The sequence below is a fragment of the Planomonospora algeriensis genome (assembly GCF_977012225.1).
Genome location: NZ_CDRNDK010000883.1, coordinates 1 through 1,249, shown reverse-complemented (window position 1 = coordinate 1,249; position 1,249 = coordinate 1). Strand labels below are relative to the sequence as shown.

Here is a 1,249-nt window from a genome sequence, read left to right as displayed (position 1 = left end):
TGATCGCCGCGTTGGCCTGGCGGATCAGCGGCAGGGCGTGGACCGGCCCGGCGGCCGCCTTCCTGGTGGTGCTCGCCGACATCGCCAGCCCTTTCTCGTGGACCTCCGGCCCGGTGGAAGGCGAGAACGACATCGTGCTGGGGAGTCCGACCCACATCCTGGGCCTGGTGGTCTTCGCGGCGTTGCTGGTCCCCCTCGCCACCGTGCTCGAAAGGCCGCGGCTGAGGCAGGGCGGTTGGGGAAACTGGTCGATCGTGGCGGTTCTGACGGTCACCGTCGCCTGCTCGAAGTTCAGCGCCTTCGCCGTGCTCGGAGGCGGGGTGGTTCTGCTGGCACTGTGCGACGTGATCACCCGTAACAGGCCGCGCCGACCGGTTCTGGCGGCTCTGGCCCTGATGGGAACCGTTTTCATCCTGGTGAGGGTGTACCTGTTCCACGGCCGGTCACACGGCCTGCGGCTGGAGCCGCCGTCCGTCACCTCCAGGTCTTCCGCGATCTCGCGTTTCGGCATCGCGACGGAGACGGGGCTGGACCAGACGGACGGTCTCATGGCGATCGTCGCGGCATGCGTCTGTACTTCGATCTTCGTCTTCTCGCTCGTGGCCTCCAAGATGCTGGCCTCGGGACTGGTGAGAGAACGGCTGCTCCCGCGGGATCCGCTCGTGGTCGTTCTGGCAGGGGCCGTCGTCAGCGGCCTGATGGGCGCCCTCGTCTTCGGGCACGCCGGGGTGAGCCAGCTGTACTTCTCCCGGGCGGTGTATCCGTACATGTGGGTGCTGGCGGTGTCCGGGGCCGGTCTGCTGATCGTGACCAGGGCCGGATCCGTCGTCTTCGTCCTCGCTCTGGCGCTGGGATTCGGGGCGTTCCATCTGGCCCGATTCCTCACGCCTGACGGCGCTTCCCCCGAAGCCCCGTACGGCGGAGCGCTCGACTCACTCCTGGGAGTCTCGACCCCCTACCTCCTTCTCGCGCTCCTTCCCCTGTCCTGCTTCCTGGCGCGTCCCCTGTTGCGGCGCTTCCGGACCGGGATCTCCTGCTGGACCCTCGCGGCGATGTTCCTGGCCGGTTACGCGCTGACGGGAGTGCCCGATCACATCGGTACGACGGCGAAGGATTTCCTCGCGCCGGAGCACGGACCCGTTTCCATGAGTCAGGTCGCCATTCCGGAAGGGGCTTTTCCGGCGGCGCGGAGGTTGCGCCGGCTGTCGTCGCCCGATGACCTGGTGGCCACCAACGCCCACTGCCGGGT

General features: G+C 68.2%; 1 protein-coding gene. It reads left to right on the top strand.

The genetic code is table 11. The annotated features are described in order from the left end of the window. Positions 1-167: 167 nt before the first annotated feature. Positions 168-1,249: hypothetical protein (locus ACWJ6R_RS36620; protein ID WP_449066590.1), on the top strand; the 1,082-nt coding region annotated here is incomplete at its 3' end.